General features: G+C 73.8%; 20 protein-coding genes. 8 read left to right on the top strand and 12 right to left on the bottom strand.

Features of this window, described 5'->3' with window-relative positions; translation table 11 throughout:
* The first annotated feature begins 169 nt into the window (after window positions 1–169).
* Both lon and ACFYXA_RS17775 read left to right on the top strand, forming a co-directional pair.
* Window positions 170–2,593 carry an endopeptidase La gene (gene lon, locus ACFYXA_RS17780; protein WP_389033665.1) on the top strand — a complete coding sequence of 808 codons (2,424 nt, stop codon included), beginning with the start codon at window positions 170–172 and terminating at the stop codon, window positions 2,591–2,593.
* Window positions 2,594–2,855: 262 nt separating this feature from the next.
* Window positions 2,856–3,329 carry a MarR family winged helix-turn-helix transcriptional regulator gene (locus ACFYXA_RS17775; protein WP_389035049.1) on the top strand — a complete coding sequence of 158 codons (474 nt, stop codon included), beginning with the start codon at window positions 2,856–2,858 and terminating at the stop codon, window positions 3,327–3,329.
* Between the two features lie 19 nt (window positions 3,330–3,348).
* Here the strand turns inward: ACFYXA_RS17775 and ACFYXA_RS17770 are convergent, their stop codons facing one another.
* Window positions 3,349–4,134 carry a protein phosphatase 2C domain-containing protein gene (locus tag ACFYXA_RS17770; RefSeq protein ID WP_389033662.1) on the bottom strand — a complete coding sequence of 262 codons (786 nt, stop codon included), beginning with the start codon at window positions 4,132–4,134 and terminating at the stop codon, window positions 3,349–3,351.
* A 371-nt stretch (window positions 4,135–4,505) separates the two neighbouring features.
* Between ACFYXA_RS17770 and ACFYXA_RS17765 the strand changes: the two genes are divergently transcribed.
* The 5 genes from ACFYXA_RS17765 to ACFYXA_RS17745 are packed head-to-tail and all read left to right on the top strand — an operon-like array spanning window position 4,506 to window position 11,658.
* The gene (locus ACFYXA_RS17765; RefSeq protein ID WP_389033659.1) at window positions 4,506–8,762 is read left to right on the top strand and encodes a nitrate- and nitrite sensing domain-containing protein; all 4,257 of its coding nucleotides are present in this window, start codon (window positions 4,506–4,508) and stop codon (window positions 8,760–8,762) included.
* Window positions 8,759–9,262, top strand: a complete 504-nt coding sequence (locus tag ACFYXA_RS17760; RefSeq protein ID WP_130443593.1) for a roadblock/LC7 domain-containing protein — start codon at window positions 8,759–8,761, stop codon at window positions 9,260–9,262. The genes ACFYXA_RS17765 and ACFYXA_RS17760 overlap by 4 nt, the downstream gene beginning before the upstream one ends.
* Window positions 9,259–9,726: a DUF742 domain-containing protein gene (locus tag ACFYXA_RS17755; RefSeq protein WP_352249319.1), complete on the top strand. Its 468-nt coding sequence runs from the start codon at window positions 9,259–9,261 to the stop codon at window positions 9,724–9,726. The genes ACFYXA_RS17760 and ACFYXA_RS17755 overlap by 4 nt, the downstream gene beginning before the upstream one ends.
* Entirely contained in the window at window positions 9,707–10,354 is a 648-nt protein-coding gene (locus ACFYXA_RS17750) for an ATP/GTP-binding protein (RefSeq protein ID WP_352249317.1), read from the top strand. Before ACFYXA_RS17755 ends, ACFYXA_RS17750 begins: the two co-directional genes overlap by 20 nt.
* 53 nt (window positions 10,355–10,407) lie before the next feature.
* Window positions 10,408–11,658, top strand: a complete 1,251-nt coding sequence (locus ACFYXA_RS17745; protein WP_352249315.1) for a styrene monooxygenase/indole monooxygenase family protein — start codon at window positions 10,408–10,410, stop codon at window positions 11,656–11,658.
* A gap of 71 nt (window positions 11,659–11,729) precedes the next feature.
* Here ACFYXA_RS17745 and ACFYXA_RS17740 read toward each other — a convergent pair whose 3' ends face one another.
* The 11 genes from ACFYXA_RS17740 to ACFYXA_RS17690 all read right to left on the bottom strand — a co-directional run bounded on the left by ACFYXA_RS17740 (window position 11,730) and on the right by ACFYXA_RS17690 (window position 22,496).
* Window positions 11,730–12,893 (bottom strand): C40 family peptidase, encoded by a 1,164-nt coding sequence (locus ACFYXA_RS17740; protein WP_352249313.1) that lies wholly within the window; start codon window positions 12,891–12,893, stop codon window positions 11,730–11,732.
* A gap of 103 nt (window positions 12,894–12,996) precedes the next feature.
* Entirely contained in the window at window positions 12,997–13,323 is a 327-nt protein-coding gene (locus tag ACFYXA_RS17735; RefSeq protein ID WP_351095143.1) for a hypothetical protein, read from the bottom strand.
* A 14-nt stretch (window positions 13,324–13,337) separates the two neighbouring features.
* On the bottom strand, window positions 13,338–13,988 hold the full coding sequence (locus ACFYXA_RS17730; RefSeq protein WP_352249309.1) for a helix-turn-helix domain-containing protein: 651 nt from the start codon (window positions 13,986–13,988) through the stop codon (window positions 13,338–13,340).
* A 479-nt stretch (window positions 13,989–14,467) separates the two neighbouring features.
* Window positions 14,468–15,406, bottom strand: coding sequence for a diiron oxygenase (locus ACFYXA_RS17725; RefSeq protein ID WP_389033650.1), 939 nt, complete (start codon window positions 15,404–15,406; stop codon window positions 14,468–14,470).
* Window positions 15,407–15,556: 150 nt separating this feature from the next.
* On the bottom strand, window positions 15,557–16,063 hold the full coding sequence (locus ACFYXA_RS17720; protein ID WP_389033647.1) for a DUF3291 domain-containing protein: 507 nt from the start codon (window positions 16,061–16,063) through the stop codon (window positions 15,557–15,559).
* Window positions 16,064–16,143: 80 nt separating this feature from the next.
* Window positions 16,144–17,601, bottom strand: coding sequence for a penicillin-binding transpeptidase domain-containing protein (locus ACFYXA_RS17715; RefSeq protein WP_389035046.1), 1,458 nt, complete (start codon window positions 17,599–17,601; stop codon window positions 16,144–16,146).
* Window positions 17,602–17,651: 50 nt separating this feature from the next.
* A complete protein-coding gene (locus ACFYXA_RS17710; protein ID WP_352249303.1) occupies window positions 17,652–19,019 on the bottom strand; it encodes an FtsW/RodA/SpoVE family cell cycle protein in 1,368 nt (455 codons plus the stop codon).
* Between the two features lie 53 nt (window positions 19,020–19,072).
* Entirely contained in the window at window positions 19,073–19,711 is a 639-nt protein-coding gene (locus ACFYXA_RS17705; RefSeq protein ID WP_389033644.1) for an SH3 domain-containing protein, read from the bottom strand.
* A gap of 69 nt (window positions 19,712–19,780) precedes the next feature.
* Window positions 19,781–21,052 carry an ATP-binding protein gene (locus ACFYXA_RS17700; protein ID WP_352249299.1) on the bottom strand — a complete coding sequence of 424 codons (1,272 nt, stop codon included), beginning with the start codon at window positions 21,050–21,052 and terminating at the stop codon, window positions 19,781–19,783.
* Window positions 21,049–21,867, bottom strand: a complete 819-nt coding sequence (locus ACFYXA_RS17695) for a hypothetical protein (RefSeq protein WP_389033640.1) — start codon at window positions 21,865–21,867, stop codon at window positions 21,049–21,051. Before ACFYXA_RS17695 ends, ACFYXA_RS17700 begins: the two co-directional genes overlap by 4 nt.
* A 122-nt stretch (window positions 21,868–21,989) precedes the next feature.
* The gene (locus ACFYXA_RS17690; protein WP_389033637.1) at window positions 21,990–22,496 is read right to left on the bottom strand and encodes a protein phosphatase; all 507 of its coding nucleotides are present in this window, start codon (window positions 22,494–22,496) and stop codon (window positions 21,990–21,992) included.
* Window positions 22,497–22,616: 120 nt separating this feature from the next.
* Between ACFYXA_RS17690 and ACFYXA_RS17685 the strand changes: the two genes are divergently transcribed.
* A complete protein-coding gene (locus ACFYXA_RS17685; RefSeq protein ID WP_389033634.1) occupies window positions 22,617–23,414 on the top strand; it encodes a nuclease-related domain-containing protein in 798 nt (265 codons plus the stop codon).
* Window positions 23,415–23,471: the final 57 nt, after the last annotated feature.

Here is a 23,471-nt window from a genome sequence, read left to right as displayed (position 1 = left end):
GCGCATTGTGCTGTCGGGGCGGGTCCGGTTCGGCGGGAACGCCGGAAATGGGGGCGGGGGAGGCGGGGGAGGTGATCGCCCACAGCGAACGCGGGCCGGTAGGGGGAACATCCGGGGGCCGCCGTGCATTGAGTCGGCATAACTCAACTTGACTGCCGAAGGGGAGATCATGGCTGCTGAGTCCACAGCGTTCACACCGCTCACCCTGCCCGTGCTGCCGCTCGACGACGAAGTGGTGCTGCCCGGGATGGTGGTTCCGCTCGACCTCAACGACGCCGACGTGCGCGCCGCGGTGGAGGCCGCCCAGGCCGCCGCCCGGTCCGAGCCCGGCAAGCCCAGGGTCCTGCTGGTGCCGCGCATCGACGGGACCTACGCGAGCACCGGCGTGCTCGGCACCGTCGAACAGGTCGGCCGGCTGGCCGACGGAGACCCGGGCGCACTGATCCGGGGCCGCGGCCGCGTGCGCATCGGCGCCGGCACCACCGGCCCCGGGGCGGCGCTGTGGGTCGAGGGCACCCGCATCGACGAGCAGACGCCCGAGCCGCTCCCCGGCCATGTCACGGAACTGGTCAAGGAGTACAAGGCCCTGGCCACCGCCTGGCTGCGCAAGCGCGGCGCCTGGCAGGTCGTCGACCGCGTCCAGGCCATCGACGACGTCTCCGCGCTCGCCGACAACTCCGGGTACTCGCCGTTCCTCACCACCGAGCAGAAGGTGGAGCTGCTGGAGACCGCGGACCCCGTGGCCCGGCTGAAGCTGGCCGTACGCCAGCTGCGCGACCACCTCGCCGAGCAGGACGTCGCCGAGACCATCGCCAAGGACGTCCAGGAGGGCGTCGACAAGCAGCAGCGCGAGTTCCTCCTGCGGCGGCAGCTGGAAGCCGTGCGCAAGGAGCTGCGCGAGCTGAACGGCGAGGAGCAGGGCGAGGAGTCCGACGACTACCGCGCGCGCGTGGAGGCCGCCGACCTGCCCGAGAAGGTCCGCGAGGCCGCCCTCAAGGAGGTCGACAAGCTGGAGCGGGCGAGCGACCAGTCGCCCGAGGGCTCCTGGATCCGCACCTGGCTGGACACCGTCCTCGAACTCCCCTGGAGCAAGAGGACCGAGGACGCCTACGACATCCAGGGCGCCCGGGCCGTCCTCGACGCCGAGCACGCCGGCCTGGACGACGTGAAGGAGCGGATCACCGAGTACCTCGCGGTGCGCAAGCGGCGCGGCGACCGCGGCCTCGGCGTCGTCGGCGGGCGGCGCGGGGGCGCCGTCCTCGCGCTCGTCGGCCCGCCCGGCGTGGGCAAGACCTCGCTCGGCGAGTCCGTCGCGCACGCCATGGGGCGCGAGTTCGTCCGGGTCGCCCTCGGCGGCGTCCGGGACGAGGCCGAGATCCGCGGCCACCGGCGCACCTACGTCGGCGCGCTGCCCGGCCGGATCGTCCGCGCCATCAAGGAGGCCGGGTCGATGAACCCGGTGGTCCTGCTGGACGAGATCGACAAGGTGGGCTCGGACTTCCGGGGCGACCCGGCCGCCGCCCTCCTCGAGGTCCTGGACCCGGCGCAGAACCACACCTTCCGCGACCACTACCTGGAGGTCGAACTCGACCTCAGCGACGTGGTGTTCCTCGCCACCGCCAACGTGCTCGAAGCCATCCCCGAGGCCCTGCTCGACCGGATGGAGCTGGTCCGCCTCGACGGCTACACCGAGGACGAGAAGGTCGTCATCGCGCGTGACCACCTGCTCCCGCGCCAGCTGGAGCGGGCCGGCCTCGACGCCGACGAGGTGACCCTCGACGAGAGCGCGCTGCGCAAGCTGGCCGGCGAGTACACGCGCGAGGCGGGCGTGCGCAACCTGGAGCGGTCCGTTGCGCGGCTGCTGCGCAAGATCGCCGCCCAGCACGAACTGGGCGAGCGGGAACTGCCCTTCACCGTCACCGAGGGCGACCTGCGCGGCCTCATCGGCCGGCCGCACCATGTGCCCGAGTCCGCCCAGGACCCGGCCGAGCGGCGGACGGCGGTGCCCGGTGTGGCGACCGGCCTCGCGGTCACCGGCGCGGGCGGCGACGTGCTGTACGTGGAGGCGTCCCTCGCCGACCCGGAGACGGGCGCGGCGGGACTGACCCTGACGGGACAGCTGGGAGACGTGATGAAGGAGTCGGCGCAGATCGCGCTGAGCTTCCTGCGCAGCCACGGGGCCGAGCTGGAACTGCCGGTGGCCGACCTGAAGGACCGGGGCGCGCACATCCACTTCCCGGCGGGCGCGGTCCCCAAGGACGGCCCGAGCGCGGGCATCACCATGACGACGGCCCTCGCGTCGCTGCTGTCGGGGCGGCTGGTCCGCACGGACGTGGCGATGACCGGCGAGGTCTCCCTGACCGGGCGGGTCCTGCCGATCGGCGGTGTGAAGCAGAAGCTGCTCGCCGCGCACCGGGCGGGAGTGACCACCGTGATCATCCCCAAGCGCAACGAGCCCGACCTGGACGACGTCCCCGCGGGGGTGCTGGACAAGCTCGACGTCCACACCGTCACCGACGTCCGCCAGGTCCTGGAACTGGCGCTCGCGCCCGCCGTGGACGGCGCGACGCCCGAGGTCCCGGTCGCGGCGTGACGGACGCGGCCGGACGAGGCGGGCCCGGCTTCCTGAGGGAGGTCCGGGTCCGTCCGGTACGGCGCGGGTCCCGGCTTCCTGAGGGAGGCCCGGGCCCGTCCGGCGCGGCGCGGCCAGGAGGCAACTACGCACGTAGAATCAGGTCCGAGACCGGATCAGGAGTGCTGACGTGCACGAGGACGGACACGCGATCGGACACACGAACGCGGAAGCAGACGCGAAGGCGGGCGCGGGCGGGAGCACCGGGCGCCCCGAGGACGCGGTGGACCCGGGACACCCCGGAACCGGCACACCGCCGCGCGGGGTGGACCAGGAGTTCCTGTCCCTGGAGCGCGAGCTGACGGTCCTGCTGCGCCGCGCCCGCGCCAGCCAGGGGGAGATGGCCCGCGAGGTCCACCCCGACCTGGAGTCCGCCGCGTACGGCCTGCTGGTGCGGCTGGAGGAGTGCGGCCGGCAGCGCGCGACCGAGCTCGCCGCCTACATCGGCATCGGCAAGGCCACCATGTCCCGGCAGCTGCGCGCCCTGGAACACCTCGGGCTCGTCGCCCGCGAGCCCGACCCGGCCGACGGGCGCGCCTGGCTGGTCGACCTCACCGAGGAGGGCCGCACCCGGGTCGGCCGCGTCCGCGAGGCCCGCCGCGGCCGGTACGTCACCCAGCTGTCCCACTGGGAGCGCGCCGAGGTGGCCGAACTGGCCCGCCTCCTCAACCAGCTCAACCGGGGCATGGCCAGGTAGCCCGCCGCCGGGCCGCCGTTCACAGCTCCGCGTACACCGCCGTGGCGTCGTCATGGCGCTTGCCGCGGCCGAGGAAGACGCGTTCCTCGGCCGCGCGTTCCAGTTCCCGCACCCGCCGCACCAGGGCCGCGGGCCCCTCTTTACGGAGACGGGCGAACAGGTCCGTCCAGTCGCCCTCGCGGAACGTCTCCGTCCAGCGCGCCGCCCCGTCGCTCAGCGCCGCCAGGGCCGACACGTCCGCGCGCGGGACGCTCCCGGTGACCGCCCGCGAGGCCACGGCCGGATCGGCGGCGGCCGTGAAGAAGCCGCCCTCCTTGTTGCGGGCCTCGGCGTCGCAGATCTCCGCGCTCGCCAGCAGGGCCCGGGGCAGCCGGTCCAGCCGGTCGTCGAGGACCGCGGTGACCGTGCCGTCGGGAGCGGCCAGCAGCAGGACCGCGTCGGAGAGGACCAGGTACTCGACGGTCTCCGGCGACCAGCGCGCCAGGGCGACCGTCGCCTGAGGAGTGCGCGGGTGAGAAAGGTCACAGGTTTCGGCGTGGGCGGCGGAGGTACGCGCGACTGCGGCGGCCAGTGTCTCGGCCAGAGGAACATCCGGGTGTGAAACGGTCAGTTCGGTCAGTGCCCCGCCCAGTCGAGCGGTGAACCAGGGGACCGAATGCAGACAGCCCGTACCGCCCCGCGGCGGCGTCACCCCGTCCAGGAGGACGAGCGAACCGCCCTGCCCGGAGGCGGGAAGCCCGACACTTGCGAAGTCCTCGTTGGGGCAGGCCTGATCGCCGGGCTCCGAGACAAGTTCCGTACGCATCAAGCCAGTCTGCACGACCCCTGCACACCCTTCGCGAAAGGCCGGCATCCATCGCGGTCCGGACACGCCGACGCAGGTCAGACGCCTGTTTTGGGAGGGAATGAAGCGCTCCGGGAAGACGTGGCGGCGAATCCTGCCAAAGCCCGCCGTCCACGTCCAACCGGCCCCGCGCGCAAGGCCGTCGCACACGCCAGAGGAACTTGCCCGCTAACTCCTCTCCGAGGTTCACTCCTTCGGGTGGCGGGGCAGGCGATGCGCGAACCCCGCCCACCGGCACTGGGAGGGTCGGGGACCGAACCGGAAGGGCGCGCCGACTGACGGAGCGTCACCTTTGGCCCATGGGTATACACGAGTCAGGAATGCGAGCACCGGTGCAGAAGACGCGGCCTCGGCGCACAGGCAGGCAGACGGCCTCCGAGCAGGGCGCGGAGCGCACCCCTGTCGGCAAGGGCCGTCCCGCCCACGTACGCAACCGGCTGATCGTCGCGGTGGCCGTCGTGGCCGCCGCCATCGCGGGAGCCGGCGCCCCCTCCGTCATCGCCGCCTCAGGGCAGCTCAATGACTCCCAGAACCTGGTCACCCTGGCCGAGCAGACGCAGGACGCCCTCGTCCTCGCCCAGTCCCTGGCCGACGAACGCGACGAGGTCACCACCTACGTCGCGGCCGGCCGGACCAAGAGCAAGGCGCCCTCCGGGGAGAGCAGCGCACGCGTCGACCGCCAGGTACAGGAACTGACCGCCGACACCGACGCCCCCGCCGAACTCCGCAAGGACCTCGGCGGCATCGCAGCCGTCCGCCAGGCCGCCCTCACCGGCCGGAGCACGGCCCTGGAGGCGCACCGCGCGTACTCGGCGGCCATCACCGAGCTGCACGGGCTCGCCGAGCAGCTCGCCCAGCAGATGCCGCCGCGCGCCGGCGCCGGCGCGTACGCCCTCGCCGAGCTCGACACCGCCGTCCAGCAGGCCACCGCCGCCCGCGGACTGCTCCTCGCGGCGCTGAACATGCCGACGGACACCGAGGACGTCACCGACCCGGTCACCGGCCGGTCCGAGTCCAAGAGGGTCTCCTCCGACGCCGACACCCGGCAGCGCGACGAGCTCACCGCCGCCGCCCAGCAGGCCCGGCTGCGCTCCGACGCGGCCCTGGCCTCCTTCCGCGACCGCGCGCCCGAAGAAGCCGTCGACGCCTACGACTCCACGGTCACCGGCACGGACGTCACCACCGCCCAGAAGTACCTGGCCGCCCTCACTGACCAGCCCACCCTGAGCGACGACGAACTCGGCTTCAACGCCAAGAAGGTCGACGCCGCGCTCACCGCACGCGTCGCCCTCATGCGCGGAGCCGAGTCCTCCGCCTACGACCGCCGCGTCAAGGAACTCGCCCAGCTGCGCGACGACGACGTCACCGCGCTGGAGCTGCGCGTCGCCCTCCTCGGCGCGCTGATACTGATCGCCGTCGGCATCGCCACCGCCATGGCCCGCAGTCTCACCCGCCCGCTGGCCGTGCTGCGCCTCGGCTCCGCCCGGCTGGCCGGCGCCGAGAACCCGGCCGCGGAGGAGGCGGTCCGCTTCACCGGCCGCAACGACGAGTTCGCGCAGGTCGTGCGCTCCGTCAACGCCCTGCACGAGCACGCCGTCGCCCTCCATGAGCGCATCGCCACCCTGGAGTCCGACCGCAAGCACCTCGTCGGGCAGCGGCAGAAGATGGCCGACGCACGCGAGGAACTGCGCGCCGAACTCGCCGACGCCGCCGAGCGGCTGGGGCAGCTGCGGACCAGCATCAGCGGCACGTTCGTCAACCTCTCGCTGCGCACCCTCGGACTCGTCGAGCGCCAACTCGCGGTCATCGAGGGCCTGGAGGAGCGCGAGCACGACCCCGAACGGCTGGCCACGCTCTTCAAGCTCGACCACTTCGCCACGGTCATGCGCCGCCACAGCGAGAACCTGCTCGTCCTCGCGGGCGAGGAGCACGTGCAGCAGCACGCGGGGCCCATCCCGCTGGTGGACGTGGTCCGCGCGGCGGTCAGCGAGATCGAGCGCTACGAACGCGTCCGCATCTCCGCGCTGCCCCCGCACGCGCACGTGGCCGGTTTCGCCGCCGACGACCTCTCCCACCTTCTGGCCGAACTCATGGAGAACGCCACCTCGTTCTCCCCGCCGGACCTGCCCGTCGAGGTCTCCGGCTGGCTCCTGGAGAACGGCGAGGTCATGCTCTCCGTCCAGGACGAGGGCATCGGCATGACCGGCGACCGGCTGACCCGCCTCAACTCCCGCCTCACCGACTTCGACCCGGACACCCCCTACGACCAGGAGGGCGAGGACGGGCTCGGGCTCGGCCTGTACGTCGTGGCCCGCCTGGCCCACCGGCACGGTGTGCGGGTGCAGCTGCGCGAGCAGAAGCAGGGCGGTGTGGCGGCGGTCGTGGTCCTGCCCACCTCGCTGCTGGCCTCACCCCCGACCGCCTCCGTCCCCGCCGCCCCGCCGACCACGGCCGCCACGCCCGCGGTCACCCTCCCCGGCGCGGACGCGGAGTCCAACGGCAACGTCCTCCCCGCCCGGACCAAGTCCACGTCGCTCCCGGAAACCCCGGCCGAATCGACGATGGAACTCCTGCTCCCACTGTCCGCCGACCCATCGGCCTCGACGGACTCCGCTGAAACGCCGGCGGCTGAGGCGGAAGCGCCGGCGGGCGACGCGTCAACGCCGGTCGCCCCGGACTCGTCCGGCACCGGCGCCACGCCGGGTTCGCCGGGCGAGGCTGACACGTCGGCCACGACGGTCCCGTCGGGTGTGCAGCCCTCGGCTGCCACGCCGGCCGACGCCCCGTCCGGCTCCCCGGACATGCCCTACGCGGCAAGCGCTGCCGACGCAGGGGACACGCCGACGACCGCGACCCCGTCGGACGCCGACAGCGTGCCGCCCGCAACCGACCCCGCAGGCAACGCGGACGCCAGGACGGCTCGCCGCGCCTCGGACGACTGGCCGACGGGCGACGCCACGACGGCCGGCAGCACGTCCGACGCGGTGGCCGAGGCCGCAGGCACCTCCGACGCCAGGACGGCCCGTCGCGCGGCCGACGACTGGCCGGGCACCGCCCCCGCAGCGGACGGCGGCACGCCGAACGCCGGCGGTTCCCGTCGCACCCGCCGCGCGGCGGACGACTGGCCGGGCAGCGATGTCGCGGCAGCCGACGCCATGGCGCCCGACGACCAGTCCGCGCCCGGCGGCATGCCGGACGCCGGCACACCGACCACCCCGGACACCGCCCCCGGCGGAACGTCGGCCCCCAACGCCCCCACGCCGGACGCCGGCACACTGACCACCCCGGACACCGCCCCCGGCGGCACGCCGCCCACCGCCCGCTCCCCGCGCGCCCGTCGCGCGGCGGACGACTGGCCGACGACGGCGCCGACGGCCGACGGCGGCACGCCGGAGACCGCCGCCCCGGCGGTCGATGCGGGCACGCCGCCCACGGCTGGGTCCCCGCGTGCCCGTCGGATGGCGGACGACTGGCCGACGACGGCGCCGACGGCCGACGGCGGCACGCCGGAGACCGCCGCCCCGGCGGCCGATGCGGGCACGCCGCCCACGGCTGGCTCCCCGCGTGCCCGTCGGATCGCGGACGACTGGCCTACGACCACGCCCGCGACCGACGGCGGCACGCCGGACACCGCCGCCCCGGCAGCCGATGCGGGCACGCCGCCCACCGCCCGCTCCCCGCGTGCCCGTCGCGCGGCGGACGACTGGCCGACGACCGCCCCCACGACCGACAGCGGGACGCAGGCCGCCCCCGCCTCCCCGGCCGATGCCGGCACGCCGCCCACCGCTCGCTCCCCGCGCGCCCGTCGCGCGGCGGACGACTGGCCGACAGCCGCCCCCGCGGCCGACGCCGGCACGCCGGGCGCCACTACCCCCGCGACTGAAGGCGGCACGCCGAACCGTGCCCCCTTCGCGCCCAGCGGCTCCGCCAACCCCGGCGCCACGCCGACCGCCGCCGCATCCCGGCGCGCCCGTCGCGCGGCGGACGACTGGCCGGGCGGGGACGTCCCGGCGGCCGAGGCCATGCCGGCCGAGGACCGCACCGCCCCCGACCACAGGCCGGACACCGACGCCCCCGCACCTCACGGCGGCAGGCCGACCCGAGCCCCCTTCGCCCCCGGCGCCGCGCCGCACCCCACCCCCGGCGGGGCCCGCAGGGCCGCCGACGACTGGCCCGGCACGGCTCCCGCGGCCGCCCCCGCCGGTCGTCCGACGCACGGGCACGCGGGCGGTGCGCAGACGCACCCGACGGGCGGGCCCGCCGGTCACGGCGAGGCCGAGGCCGAGCACGGGCGGGCAGCCGACGCCCCCGAGGAGCTCGTCACCGACAAGGGCCTCCCCAAGCGCACACCCAAGCTCACCGCACCCACCCCCACCCCCCGCCGCCACAGCGGCAGCGTCGACGCGGAGGCCCTCCGTCGCCGTCTCGGCGGCTTCCGCAGCGGAGCGCAGGCCGGCTACCGCGACGTGGAAGCCGAGCTGGCCGAACAGACGGCGCCGGCGCCGAACGCCGCACCTGACGCACCTCAAGATGCACACGCACACGCCGAAGAAGACACGGGGGGCACCGTCGAGGAGGCAAGCAGTTGACCGCGCCCAGTACCTTCGGACTGAGCAGTGAGGCCCGCAACCTGCACTGGCTGCTGACCAACCTCGTGGAGGAGGTCCCCGGCATCCAGTCCGTCGCAGTGGTCTCCTCCGACGGCCTGCTCCTGCTGTCCTCCGACCCTGGTCTCAACCAGGCCGCCCGCCACTCCGGCGGAGCACAGCGCAACGGCCCGCGAGGCTCCTCCGCCGACCTCGCCACCATCGTCTCCGGCATCGGCAGCCTCACCGTCGGCGCCGCCAGGCTGATGGCGTTCGGCGGGGTGAAGCACACCATGGTCGCCATGGACGAGGGCAGCCTCTTCGTGATGTCGATCAGCGACGGCTCCCTGCTCGGAGTCCACGGCTCCGCCGACTGCGACATGAGCGTCGTGGCGTACCACATGGCCCTGTTCGTGGGCCGCGCCGGCCACGTCCTGACCCCCGAACTGCGCACCGAGCTGCGGCAGTCACTGGAGTCCGCGACGGCGGGGAGCCCCCGATGAGCACGCCCCGGCGCAACGCGCCGAGCCCCCGCAACGCGCCGGCCCCTCGCGGCGCGGCCGGCCCGCTCCCCGTCCGGGGCGGCGACCGCAAGCCCGCGCGCGTGCGCCCCTACTCGCTGACCGGCGGCCGTACCCGCTTCGGTCACGTCCTCCTCGTCGAGACGTTCGTGGCGACCACGGCCGAGCTCGAAGCGCCCGAGGAGCGCAAGGAGTTGACGAACGGCTCGCTCACCACCCGGGTCATGCCGGAGCTGCGGGCCATCGTCGAGCTGTGCCGCCGCATGCGTACGGTGGCCGAGATCGCCGCGCTGCTGAAGATGCCGCTCGGCGTGGTCCGCGTGCTGCTCAGCGACCTCGCGGACCAGGGAAAGATCCGTGTGTACGGCACCGGTACCGCCCACGGTACGGGCCGTCCCGACCGAGCTCTGCTGGAAAGGGTGCTCAGTGGACTCCGTCGTCTCTGACGCCGACGCCCCGTTCGGTGTCTCCCCCCTCGTCGACGAGCCCGACGAGGACCTGAAGTCCTGGCAGACGGACCGGACCCGGGCCCCCATCGCCACCAAGATCGTGGTGGCGGGCGGCTTCGGCGTCGGCAAGACCACCCTCGTCGGCACCGTCTCGGAGATCACCCCGCTCCAGACCGAGGCGCTGATGACGGAGGCCAGCGAGGAGACCGACGACCTCAGCGGCACCCCGGAGAAGCTCACCACCACGGTGGCGATGGACTACGGCCGCATCACGCTCGACGACGACCTCGTCCTGTACCTCTTCGGCACCCCGGGCCAGCAGCGCTTCTGGTTCATGTGGGACGACCTGGTGCGCGGCGCGATCGGCGCCGTCGTCCTCGCCGACACCCGCCGCCTCAGGGACGCCTTCCCCGCGCTGGACTACTTCGAGAGCTGCGGACTGCCGTACGTCGTCGCCGTGAACCACTTCGACGACAGCGAGCTGTTCGACCCGGAGGACGTCCGGGAGGCGCTGACCATCCCGAAGCACATACCCGTCATGATCATGGACGCGCGCCGCCGGATCTCGGTGATCGAGACCCTGCTGTCCCTCGTCGGCCACGCGCTGGACGAAACCCCCGAGTAGGGCCACCCCCCACCCCCACACCCTGCCCAGGCCACCTAGGAGACACCCCCCGCATGCGGAAGATACTCGTCGTCGGAGCCGGCCAGTCCGGTCTCCAGCTCGCCCTCGGCCTCCAGTCGCACGGGTACGAGGTCACCCTGATGTCCAACCGGACCGCCGACGAGATCCGCTCCGGGCGGGTGATGTCGACGCAGTGCATGTTCCACACCGCACTTCAGCACGAGCGCGACCTCCAGCTGAACTTCTGGGAGTCGCAGGCGCCGAAGATCGAGGGGCTCGGCGTCTCGGTGGCGGCACCCGGCTCGCACGACCCCGGCCCCACGCAGCGGGCGATCGACTGGGTGGGCAAGCTCGACGGGTACGCGCAGTCCGTCGACCAGCGGGTGAAGATGGCCGGCTGGATGGACGTCTTCGCCCAGCGCGGCGGCCAGCTGGTGATCCACGGCGCGGCCGTCTCCGACCTCGACTACTTCTCCCGCGCCTACGACCTCGTCCTGGTCTCCGCCGGCAAGGGCGAGCTCGTCCAGATGTTCGGCCGCGACGCCGAGCGCTCCCCGTACAGCGAGCCGCAGCGCGCCCTCGCGGTGGCGTACGTCCACGGCCTCGGCCCCCGCCCGGAGCACCCGGACTACGACGCGGTCCGCTGCAACCTGGTGCCCGGCGTCGGCGAGCTGTTCGTCATGCCGACGCTGACCACCTCGGGCCGTGCCGACATCCTCTTCTGGGAGGGTGTGCCCGGCGGCCCGCTCGACGTCTTCAAGGGCGTCAAGGACCCGGCGGAGCACCTCTCCCTGACGCTGGAGCTGATGGAGAAGTTCACGCCCTGGGAGTACGCGCGGGCCACGCGCGTCGAGCTGACCGACGCCGGCGGCACCCTGGCCGGCCGCTACGCGCCCACCGTGCGCAACCCCGTCGGCCGGCTCCCCGGCGGCGGCCTGGTGCTCGGCGTCGCCGACGTGGTCGTCGCCAACGACCCGATCACCGGGCAGGGCTCCAACTCGGCCTCCAAGTGCGCGGCCGCCTACCTCGCGTCCATCCTCGAACAGGGCGACAAGCCGTTCGACGAGGAGTGGATGCGGGCGACGTTCGACCGCTACTGGGACACCGCCCAGCACGTCACGAAGTGGACCAACGCGATGCTGGCCCCGCCCCCCGAGCACATCCTGAACCTCATCGGCGCAGCCGGCCAACTCCAGCCGGTAGCCGACCGCTTCGCCAACGGCTTCAACGACCCCGCGGACTTCGAGAACTACTTCTACGACCCGGAGAAGACGGGCGCCTACCTGTCCTCGGTAGCCCCCTGACCGACCTCCACCACCAGACCGACCCCTGACCTGGGGAACAGGTCAGGGGCCAGGGCACGCCGCTTCTCCGGCTATCTCTTCGCGATGGGGGCAGGGGCTTCAATCCCCTTCGGTGCTGCGGGAGTCGGGGGCGTGGTTTTTGTGAGGTCCAGGGGCTTGTAGTCGGGTAGGGGCTCGGATCCGGGGTCCGGGCGGACCGCGCCCAGGATCGGGTTGGCCGCGATGGGGGAGAGTTTCACCGGCTCGCCGGGTCTCGGGGCCTGTACCACCATTCCCTTGCCGGCGTAGAGCGCCACGTGTGTGGCGTCGGGGAAGTAGACGATCAGGTCGCCCGGGCGGAGCCGGTCCAGCGGGACGCGGTTCAGGCGGGCCCACTGCTGCTGGCTCGTCCGAGGGATCGGGGTGCCCGCGTGCAGCCAGGCCCGGGAGGTCAGCCCCGAGCAGTCGTATGAGGCGGGCCCTTCCGCGCCCCACTCGTACGGCTTGCCGAGCTGGCCCACGGCGTAGCGCAGGGCGCGGTCGCCCTGCGGCGACGGCGCCCGCTCCTCGCCCAGCGCGCCCGACGCCACCAGCGTGGCCTGGGCCTCGGCCGTCTCGGCGCGTTCACGGTCGGCGAGGGCGGTGAGCTGGCCGGCGCTGAGTGAGGCGAGGAGCCGCTCGACGTCGTCCAGCCTGCGGCGTACGTCGTCGCGCTCCTTCTTCTTCCGCTCGGTCAGGGTGAGTTGCGCGTCGAGGGTGGCACGCGCGCGGCGGGCGAGGGCGTCGGCCTTGCGTTCGCTGCCCTCCAGCCGGCCCACCGTCTCGGCCCGCTCCCGCGCCAGCTGTCCGATCACATGCCCCTGGTCGAGTGCGCGCTGCGGGTCCCGGGCGAGCAGCAGCCGTACGTAGGGGGAGATGCCGGTGACGTTCTGGTACTGCTGCCGGGCCAGGCGTCCGGCGGCGCCCCGGCTCTCCTGGAGGGACAGCCTCGTCCTCGCCAGTTCGGCGTCGACGCGCTCGGTCTCGGCCCGGCGTTCCCTCAGCTTCTCCTCGGTGGTGTTGTAGGCCTCGGTGGCCTTCTCCGCCTCCCGGTACAGCCGCTGAAGGTCCGTCAGCAGCTCGGCCACCGAGCGCCCGCCGGGCTCCGGCGGCTCGGGGACGGCCCGGGCGGCCGCCGGAGCCAGCAGTACGGCCTGCGCGGCCAGCATCGTCGTCGTGCAGGCCGTGCACACCCGACGCAGCAGCCTTCCTGACACGTCATCACCTCCCGCACGGGGCGGCCCTTCCACCCCGCAGGGCGAGCATCAGGTGCGGTAGTGCGACAAGTGCGGTAAGACTGCGCGGTTCGGCGCAACGAAGTCACCCGTGCGCGTCATCCGGCTTGCCTTCCGGCCCGCCTTCAGCCTTGTCCCCCGGCGCGGTGTCGGGCTTCGACCAGGGCCAGCGGAGCCGGCTGTCCTTGCGCCCCTCGGGGTCGTACACGTACTTCCATCCCCGGGGCAGGCCCAGCTTCGCGCTGTGCCCCCGGGGCTCCCGGCGGTAGACCAGGACCGTGGGCGGGCCGCCGTCCGCGTCGGGGACGGGGATGCGGTACGTCTTCGGGGGGTGGCCGGTGGGGCCCAGCAGGACGGGGAGGACACGGCCCTCCATCGGGCCGCCCTCGAAGGGGGTGTCTTCGCTCTTCACACCACCAGTGTCGATCAGGGCCGCTCCGCGAGCGCACCCCGGACCGCCTCGGCGGTCTGCGGATCGCGCCCGGCGGTCACCGTCATGACGGCGACGAACTGTTCCATCAGCCAGTCCCGCAGCTCGCCGGCCGGCGGCTGCTTGCCCTCGTCGAGCCAGATCAGCGAGGCCGCCTCCACGGCGGTGATCCACATCCGCACCGTCATCCGCAGCCTGGGGCCGGGCTCGGCCACGCCGAGGTGGCTGTGGATGTGCTCGGCGGCGGCGCGGCGCACACCGTCCACGATGGCGGTCGTCCGGGACGTCTCCACGACGCTGCCGCCCTGGAGGAGGGCGCTGAACCCGGCGTCGTGCTGGTCGACGAAGGCGAGGTAGCGGTCCAGGGCGCGGGCGAGCCGGGGGAGCATGGGGCCGTCGTGGGGCTCGTCGAAGCAGTGCCGGAGCTCCTCGGCGGCGGAGCCCAGCGCGGCCTCGTACAGCTGCTGCTTGCCGCCTGGGAAGTACCGGTACACCAGCGGCCTGGACACCCCGGCGGCCTCCGCCACGTCGTCCAGCGAGACGTCCTCCGGGAGACGGTGGGCGAACAGCCCGAGCGCCGCGTCGAGCAGCTGCCTGCGCCGCTCCTCGACGCTCAGGCGACGGTAGGCGGGGGCGGCGGGGCTCATGCGTGCAGCGTAATCGCTTGCCCCACCCGACCACCGCCGACCGCGGACGCCCACCGCAAGAACACCCACGCCGGCAGCCCCGCCCACGCGGGCAGCGACCGCGCCCGCGGCCCCGCCCGCGCGGGCAGCTCCGCCCGTGCGCGCAGTGACCAGCCCGGCAGCCCCGCCCGCGCGGGCAGCGATCGACCGCGCCCGCAGCCCCGCCCGCGCGGGCAGTTCCGCCCGTGCGTGCAGCGACTTGGCTGCAGCCCCAACCACGCCGGCAGCCCGCGCCCGCGGCCCCGCCCGCACCCGCGGCCCCGCCCGCGCGGGCAGTTCCGCCCGTGCGCGCAGTGACCAGCCCGGCAGCCCCGCCCGCGCGGGCAGCGATCGACCGCGCCCGCAGCTCCGCCCGCGCGCGCAGCGACCGAGCGCGCCCGCAGCTCCGCCCGAGCGGGCGGCGGCGACCACGCGCACAACCCCGCCCCCGCGTGCAGCGACTACGCCAGCAACCCCGACGACTTCCAAAGCCGTCGCCCGACTCCCCGCAGCACCCCGATGTCGTCCAGGAAGTCCGTCAGCCGCTTCGCCCCGGTCTGCATGACCTCGCGCCGGTGCCCGCTGGCCCGCACCTGTGCCACGGCCTCCCGCTTGTCCAGCCCGGCGTTCGCGTACACCTCGGGGTTGACGAACGCGACCGAGAAGACGCGGGCGAACTCACCCGAGGTGACCCGGGTGAACTCCTGCGACCACCGCGGCGCGGTCACCATCTGCCGCCGCAGCTCCTCCCGCGCGTAGCGCACATGCCGCGCCTCCTCCACCACATGGATCCGGGTGACGCCCCGCACCAGGGTCTGCACCCGCTCGTCGGGGAAGGTCAGCCGCTGCATCCAGTCCAGCACCTCCTCGCCGAGCAGTGTCGCGGTGAAGGACCCCGGGGTGGTGGAGACCGTCTTGAACAGCCGGCCGAGGTGCTGGTGCGCCCTGCCCACCGGGTACCAGGGCGTGCCGCCCCGCGCGATCAGCCGGGCGAACATCTTCGAGTGCCGGCACTCGTCCTCGATCTCGGTCAGCGCGTACCGCACATGCGCGCTGGTCGCCGACTTGTCGTAGATGTGCCGCACCAGCAGCTGCATCAGGATGATCTCGAACCAGATGCCCAGCGAGGCCAGCGCCGCCGCCTCGTGCTGCGACAGCAGGATCCGCTGCTCCTCGCCCATCCGCTTCCACAGCGGCGTGTCGTACAGCGACACCAGCTCCGGCGGCCAGAACCACTTGCCCTCCTCGAAGGGCGAGTCCCAGTCGAGCTCCTTGTCCGGGTCGAAGGAGTGCTTGGCGGAAGAGACGAGCAGCCGCTCGGCCACCTGCTCGCGGTCCTTGAGCAGGCCGAGCGCGTCCCGCAGCCCGTCGAGCGCGTCGGCTTCCGTCTGGGTCGTCATCGCTGTTCCACCTCGTCGCACGGGGGCGTGTCCTGTTACCCGGGATTCACTCGCCTCCTTATGAGACTGCCTGTCAGCAAGGCCGTCAATCCCTCGCGCGGGACTTGTTCGGGACTCCTTCGCGGTCCGGTCGGCGGCCGGGGGGACCGGCTAGGCGGGGCAGCCCAGGCCGTCGGGGACGTCCAGGGTGACGGGCTCGGCGGCCCCGGGCGGGAAGGACGCGCGCAGGGTGAAGGCGTACGGCGTCGGGCCGTTGGTGCGCAGGTGCAGCAGTCGGGCCTCGGCCTCGGCGACGGTGGGCCGGTGTCCGGCCGGGACCCACCACAGCGTCGCCATCGCCTCCTGCACCCGCTCGAACCACTCACGGCGGCGGGCCAGCATCTCCCGGTGCCGCCCCCGGTACATGAAGGCGGTCAGGGCGTCGGCGTCCCGCCACACCGACATGTTGATGATGAGCCACTCGTCGCCGAAGACCGCGATCTCGGTCGCGTCACCGCCGTCGTCCTGAAGTCGCCAGACGAAGCCGTCGGCCGCGTCGGCGTCGGCGTTCACGGGGTCGAGGCTGTCGACGAAGTCCTTCAACTGCGCCGAGTCCAGAGGGGCCTTGAGGCGGGCGATGTTGACCTGGGCGAGTTCGAATGCGGCTGCGTCAGTCATGACCGAACGTTAGGTCGGTCGTGATCGTCCGCGGTAGCCGTGTCTCACGAAGTGAGCACTCGTCAAGAGCTGAGCGGGTTTCAGGAGTTGAGCACCGCCTCCATCACCGCCCGGGCGATCGGCGCCGCCATCCCGCCCCCGGTGATCTCCCCCCGGTTGCCCGAGGCGTCCTCCACCACCACCGCGACCGCGACCTTCGACTGGAGGTCGCGGTCGCCCTGCGCCCACGACACGAACCAGGCGTACGGCGTCCCGGCGTTGCCGATGCCGTGCTGAGCGGTGCCCGTCTTGCCGCCGACCGTCGCGCCCCGGATCGCCGCGTTCCTGCCGGTGCCCTCGCGCACCACGTCCGTCATCAACTCCCGCAGCCGGTACGCGGTCGAGGGCCGCATCGCCTGCCGCGCCGCACGCGCGCCGCCCGCCGCGAGGGTCGCCCCGCTCCACCGCGTCGTCCGTTCCACCAGGTACGGCGTGCGCACCAGCCCCCCGTTGGCGACGGCCGCCGCGACCATCGCCATCTGCAGCGGAGTGGCCCGCGTGTTGTACTGCCCGATCGAGGACAGGGCGAGCTGCGCACGGTCGACGGAGGTGTCGAAGGTGCTGCGCGCCACGGAGAACGGCACCCGCACGTCGGTCGCGTTGAAACCGAACGCCTCCGCCGTCGCCGCCATGCCCCGAAGCCCCGTGTCGACTCCCAGCTTGGCGAACACCGTGTTGCACGACCACACGAACGCATCCCGCACTGTGGCGTCCCGGCACCCTTCGGCGGCGTTCACCAGACGGGTCGTCGTCCCGGGCAGGGTGTAGGGCGCGGGGGAGCGGGTCGGCGTGTCGAGGTCGCGGACCACGCCCGCGTCCAGCGCCGCCGCCGCGGTGACCACCTTGAAGGTAGACCCCGGCGGATACGTCTGCCGCACCGCCCGGTTCAGCATCGGCTTGTCCGGGTCGGCGTTCAGCCGCGCCCAGGCCCGCTCCGCCCCCGGGTCGTTCCCCGACAGCAGCGCCGGGTCGTACGAGGGGGCCGACACCAGCGCCAGGATCCGCCCCGTCGACGGCTCCACCGCGGCCACCGCCCCCTTGCGCCCGGCCAGCCCCTGGTACGCCGCCCGCTGGGCCCGCCCGTTGAGCGTCGTCACCACGTTCCCTGCGGGCGGCCGGGACCGGGTGAAGTCGTTCCATAGCGGGAACGCCCCGAGCAGCGGATCGACCCCCGAGAGGAGACCGTCCTCGGCGTGCTCCAGGAACGTCGTCCCGTACTCCTGCGAGGAGAACCCGGTCACCGGGGCGAACAACGGCCCGTCCGCGTAGGTGCGTTCGTAGCGCAGCTGCTCCCCGGTGTCCCGCGACCCGGTGACCGGGGCGCCGTCGACCAGGATGTCGCCGCGCGGCTGCCCGTAACGGGCGATCGACGCACGCCGGTTGCCGGGGCTGTCGTCATAACGGGCGGCCTGGACGATCTGCACGCGCGCGGCGTTGACCAGCAGGGCGGCCAGCAGCAGCGCGCAGAAGACGGCCGCGTGCCGGATGTGCCGGCCCATCACCGGCGCCTCGTGCCGGCGGCTCACCGGAACCCGGGGCCCGCTCAGGTTCACGGCGCCGCCTTCCCGTCGTACTGCCGCCGCGCCGAGTCGCTCACCCGGATCAGCAGCGCCACGATCGCCCAGTTGGTGACGACCGAGGAGCCGCCCTGCGCCAGGAACGGCATCGCCATGCCTGTCAGCGGGATCAACCCGGTCACCCCGCCCGCGATCACGAACACCTGGAGCGCGACGATCGAGGCGAGGCCGATCGCCAGCAGCCGGCCGAACGGGTCGCGCAGGGCCAGGCCGGCCCGGTAGCCGCGCTCCACCAGCAGGCCGTACAGCAGGAACAGCGCGGACAGTCCCGCCAGGCCCAGTTCCTCGCCGGCCGTCGCGAGGACGAAGTCCGACTTCACGGCGAACCCGATCAGGGTGGAGTGGCCGAGGCCGAGACCGGTGCCCAGCAGCCCGCCGGCCGCGAACGCGAAGAGGGACTGGGCGAGTTGGTTGGGCCCCCGGCCCGCCTCGATCGACGCGAAGGGGTGCAGCCAGTCCTCGACACGGCTGTGCACGTGCGGCTCCAGCCAGCCGACGGCGACCGCGCCGAGCGCGGCCAGCAGCAGCCCCACCGCGATCCACCCGGTGCGGCCCGTGGCGACGTACAGCATGACGACGAACAGGCCGAAGAAGAGCAGCGAGGTGCCCAGATCGCGTTCCAGGACGAGTACGACCACGCTCAGCAGCCAGATCGCGACGACCGGGCCGAGAACCCGCCCCGCGGGCAGCTGCACGAACCAGATCCTGCGCCCCGCGTACGCGAGCGCCGTGCGGTTGGCGGCCAGGTACGCGGCGAAGAACACCGCGAGCAGCACCTTCGCGAACTCGCCCGGCTGGATGGAGAACCCGGCGATCCGGATCCAGATGCGGGCCCCGTTGACCGCCGGGAAGAGGATCGGCAGGGTCAGCAGGGCCAGCGCGCCGACCACGCTCACGTACGCGTACCGCTGGAGCACCCGGTGGTCGCGCAGCGCGGCCACCACGAAGGCGAACAGCGCCACGCCGAGTGTGGACCACACCAGTTGCGTCGGGGCCGCCCGGTCGCCGGGTGTCTCCAGGTCAAGCCGGTAGATCAGCACCAGGCCGATCCCGTTGAGCAGCACGCCGATGGGCAGCAGGAGGGGATCGGCGTAGGGGGCGCGCATCCGGACGGCCCCGTGCGCCAGCAGTGCCAGCACGCCGAGCCCGGCGCCGTAGCCGGCGGCGCCGGGCGGGACGGCCCCGGTCCTGGCGAGGCCCACGGCGCAGTAGCCGTAGACCGAGAGCAGGACGGCCATCAGGATGAGCGTGAGTTCGACCCCGCGACGCCGGGCGAGGCGTGCGGCGGGGGCCGGGGCGTCAGCCGCCGGCGCGATGGCTTCGGCTCCGGCTCGCGTCATGTCCGGAACTTACCCAAATGGGGCTCCTTGTGAGCCTTGAACTGATCTTCGGTTCAGCACCAGCGCGGCGACGAGCCGCGGGTGTCGATGTAGCGGGCGGCGCCCCAGGCCCAGGTGCCGTCGGTGAGCAGGTACCAGTAGCGGTTGCCCTGGACGGGCTGGCCGACGGTCTTGCAGTAGATGGAGACGACCTGGCCGCGGCGGGCGACCCGGATCACCTGGCTGCCGCGGGTCGGGGCGCTGTGCAGGAGGAGCTGGCTGATGGTGACGACGCCTCGGGTGAAGCGGTGTCCGCCGGCCTGGTTGCCCTGGTTGTTGCCGTGCCCGTTGTTGTTGCCTTGGCCGCCCTGGTTGTTGCCGCCGTTGTTGTTGCCCTGGCCGCCTTGATCGTTGCCGTCACCACGGCCGCCCTGACCGTTGCCGTTGCCGTCGCCACGGCCGCCTTGGTTGTTGCCGTTCCCGTTCCCGTTCCCGTTGTCGCCCCGCCCTCCGCCACCGTTCCCTGCGTTCCCCGCGGTGCCACCGTTTCCGCCGCCGTCGAAGCCTCCCCTGTTCGACGCGAAGCCAGAACCGGTGTCGGAGGCCGAGCCGAAGCCGTCGTCCGCGCCGGCCGGGGTGACGACGGCGGCGGTGGCGAGGGCGCCTGCGGCGGTCACTATGGCCAGACGGGTGAAGGCGGTGCGCAGGGACATCGGGTACCTCCATGAAGGCGGCGAAGCTGACTTATCGCCACATTAGGAGCGACGCACGGGGCTCGCCCGTCACGCTGCGCCATCGGGGAGACCGCCCGGAGGGCTCTGAGGCAGCGTCAGCGTGGCCACCGCTCCGCCGTCCGGCGCGTTCGCGAACGTCAGCCGCGCGCCCAGCACCTCCGCCTGGCCCACCGCGATGGTCAGCCCCAGCCCGTGCCCCTTCGCGCCGCCCTCCGTACGGAACCGCTGCGGCCCGTGCGCCAACAGGTACTCCGGATAGCCCTGACCGTGGTCCCGGACGGTCACCACCGGGCCGTCCACCGACAGCTCCACCGGAGCCCGGCCGTGCCGGTGCGCGTTGGCGACGAGGTTGCCCAGCACCCGCTCCAGCCGCCGCCGGTCGGTCTCCACGCGCGCGTCGTGGACCACCCTGACCTCGGTGCGCGCCCCCGACGCCCGCACCACCCGCCCGGCCACCGCGCCCAGTTCCTCGGCGTCCAGCTCCAGCCGCTCCCGCCCGATGTCCAGCCGGGAGATCTCCAGCAGATCCTCGGTGAGCGTGCGCAGCGCCGCCACGCGGTCGCGCACCAGCTCCGTCGGCCGGCCCGGCGGCAGCAACTCGGCCGCCGCGTGCAGACCGGTGAGCGGGGTGCGCAGCTCGTGCGCGACGTCGGCGGTGAACCGCTGCTCGCTCTGGAGCTTGCCCTGGAGCGAGGACGCCATCGAGTCCAGCGCGACGGCCACGGCGGCCACCTCGTCCTGCGGGCGCGTCGGGTCCTTCGTCCGCGCGTCGTCCACGCGCGCGTCCAGATCGCCGGCGCTGATCCGCCTGGCCACCCGGGCGGTGGTGTGCAGCCGCCGGGTCACCCGGCTCACGGCGAACGCGCCGACCAGCAGCGTCGCCCCGATCGCCGGCACCGACGACCACAGGATCGCGTTGTCCAGCCCTTCGATCGTGCGCGCCTGCTGGTTGTAGTCGACGGCCACGGCCAGTGTCCGCCCGCCGTCGGCCGGGCCCGCCGCCCACATCACCGGGCGGCCCCGGTGGACGGCGACCATCGTGCCGCGCTCCCCGTGCGCCGCGAGCTCCCGCAGCGCGGTGGGCAGGCCCGCCGGGTCCACCCCGGCCCCCGGCCGCAGCGCGTCCCCGGCCTCGTACGCCGCCGTGGCGTCCGTCAGCCGGGACAGCGCCAGGTCGCGGGCCTGCCCCACGGTCTGGTCGGTGACCTGCACGTGCACCAGGACGCCGAGCAGCGCGGCCAGCGCGCAGCACATCACCGTGATGAAGACGGCCGCCTTCACCGCCAGCGTGCCGGCCCACTGGGGGAGCAGGGGTCTCATCGCCCGCTCGCCGAGGAGGACGCGGACGCCGGCGGGGTGACGCCGGGCGCGGGCTGCCCGGAGGGCACGGACGTCGACGGCGAAGCCGACGAGGCGGGCGACTTGTGCGCGCGGGTGCCGGGGGTGCGCTTCGCGCCGTCGGACCGCAGCATCTCGTCGTGGGTGAGGAGCATCGCCTTCTGCTCCGGGTCCCAGGTCCACTGGAGCCGGTACTCGTAGTCGGCGAGGTCGGAGGGCGAGCGGATGATCACCGACCGCCCGGCCAGCTCGACCGCGCTCACCGCGTCCTCCCACGCCATCACCCGCACCAGCCGGTCCCGCTCGACGGTGTACACGCGTACGGCGGTCAGGTCGCCCGGCAGCAGCCGGAAGCCGAGGGTCAGCTCGGGGCGGCCGTCGCCGGTGAGGTCGCGGTAGTAGGGCGCGAGGACAGGGCAGCGACTCGCGGCGTCGCTCGCGCCCCCCGCGCGGTCGGCGCAGTCGGCCATCCGGGCGGTGGTCCCGCGGTAGGACGCCGAGTCGCCCTGGTACTCGCCGGGATGCGCGGCGATCTCGGCGCGGACGACGGCGACCGGGTCCACCTCGCGGATGTCGCCGTGGGGCACGGCCACGCCCTTGATCGTCTCGGTGTCCGCCTCGTCTATGGCCCAGGCGGGACTGGACGCCGGCTTCAGCGTCGGCCAGAGCCGGGCCGGGCTGATGGCGGTCGGCGTCGCGCCCGCGCCGCGCAGCCCGCCGGCGTCGCCGCAGGCCGCGGTGACCGACGCCAGCAGGGCGACGGACGCGACGGCGAGAGCGGGACGTCTGAGGGACACGGGGCTCCTGTGATCATGCGGTGATGCCCCGTCCACCTTATTCGTATTATTCGTACGAACGTGTGGGAGACCTTCGGCGGGCGCTGCCGCTGGAGTCGCCTGAGGCGCCGCCGGAGAAACGATTACTCGGCGAGCTCCTCCAACAGACGAGCGGTCGACAGCCCCGCCTTGAGGTACTCGACGAACAGCTCGTTGTGCAGAGCCCACGGCGAGCGCCGCGACCGTATCAGCCGGATCGCCGCATCGGCCGGCTCCCCCCGCAGCATCAGAGCGTGCGCGACGACCAGCCCCGACCGGTTGTAGCCGTGCCAGCAGCGGACGAGGACCGTACGCCCGCCGTCCAGCGCCTCGCACGCCGCCTGAGCCAGCCGCATCACCCCGGCGAGCTGGGTGCCGTCCAGCGGCCCGTCGGGGATCGGCCACACCTGGTGCGCGACACCCGGGTCCGGGCCGTGTCCGGGCAGCCGCAGCAGCGTCTGGACGAGATCGAACTCGTCCCGCACCACCGCGAACTGCCGTTGCCCGGCACGCCCGCGGAACTCGTGCCCGCCCATCCACAGACCGGGCACGATCTCGTTCCACGGGGCGTCCGGCGAAGGCACTCCGGACTGGTTCCTGCGGGTCCGCAACGACGCCTCCCCAACCTCGCTCCGTCCCGTCACGGGTGACTGCCCCGCCCCGCCCGGAGGTATGCGCCTTCTTGCCCCTGAAGCGCCCCTCCTGTTCCCATGGTCATGGGGTGATGGTGCATGAGCGGACTGCGTGTCGTACCGACCTGGCGGCACGGCCGGGAGCGGCTCTACGTCTGCCTGGCCGACGGCCGGAACATCGCCTGGTACGACCGTGAGGCCGGCCGGGTGAACGTCCTCGCCGACGACCGCCGCGAGGACGTCCTGGAGGTGCTCGGCCCCTTCCTGAGCGGCTCGGTCACCGTGGGCCCGCCCCCGGTCCCCACCCCCGCCGAGCTGGCCCGCCTCGCCCTGCCGCCCGACGACGACCTGGCCCCCAACCGGCCCGGCGAGGCCCTGCTCATCGACCTCGACCGCGACCCCGGCCCCGCCCACCGGCTGCGGCCCGACCCGCGCCGGCGCGCGCTCGCCGCCGAGCAGGCCGTCGGCGACGCGCTGGACCGGCTGGACGGCGCGGGCTGGCACACCCTGCACTCCGTCCCGCTGCCCGGCGGCGACCGCATCCACCACCTCGTCATCGGCCCCGGCGGCCTCTTCGCCGTCCACGCGCTGTATGCCCGCCGGCAGCGCGTGCTCGTCGCCGACCCGGAGGTCGCCGTGGGCCGGCGCGACCCGCGGCCCCTGCTGCGCCGCGTCCGCGCCGACGCCGACCGCGCCTCCCACGCCCTGACGGCGGAGGTCCGCCCGGTCCTCGCGCTGGTCGAACCGGCGGACGTCCGCGTCACCACACCCCCGAGACAGGTCCGCGTCCTGACCGCCACGGAACTGCGGAGCCTGACCCGCACCGGCGCGACCCTGAAACCGGCGGACATCGAGGCCCTGCACGCCATGGCCCGGGCCAGACCCACCTGGACCTGAAGCACCCGCGCAGCCGCGCACTCGGGGGCTGTCGTGCCGCAGGCGGCACGGGCGGTC

This window comes from Streptomyces sp. NPDC002566, assembly GCF_042889585.1.
In the GTDB taxonomy this organism is placed as follows: domain Bacteria; phylum Actinomycetota; class Actinomycetes; order Streptomycetales; family Streptomycetaceae; genus Streptomyces.
Note: the sequence above shows the minus strand (reverse complement) of the source record. Positions and strands in the feature narration are given on the sequence as shown.